Origin of the sequence: Pseudoalteromonas sp. CR1, from assembly GCF_019392235.1 — a bacterium.
GTDB lineage: Bacteria > Pseudomonadota > Gammaproteobacteria > Enterobacterales > Alteromonadaceae > Pseudoalteromonas.
The window spans coordinates 1-239 of the sequence record NZ_JAHXRM010000599.1; the positions used below are offsets into that span (position 1 = coordinate 1).

At 59.4% G+C, this 239-nt stretch carries 1 protein-coding gene; it reads left to right on the forward strand.

Going from position 1 to position 239, the window contains the following annotated elements:
• A partial coding sequence (locus KZZ04_RS20700) for a sulfatase-like hydrolase/transferase (protein ID WP_219424105.1) occupies positions 1-239 on the forward strand: 239 nt, incomplete at both ends.

A 239-nucleotide genomic window follows, 5' to 3' on the forward strand; every position in this document is an offset into this window, starting at 1 on the left:
GAGCAATACAACGCGGTGCGCCTGCTGGATTACAACATCGGCCGCCTGATGGAAATCGCCAAGGCCGGCAATTGGTACGACAACAGCATTTTTGTGTTTTTCGGCGACCACAACACGCGCATCAGCCAGATCCCGCACATGGCGCCCGCCTTCGAGCAACTGGGCCTGGAAAGTAACAATGTGCCGCTGCTGATCCACGCCCCGGGCCTGCAACCTCGAGTGATCGACGAAGCGGTGGG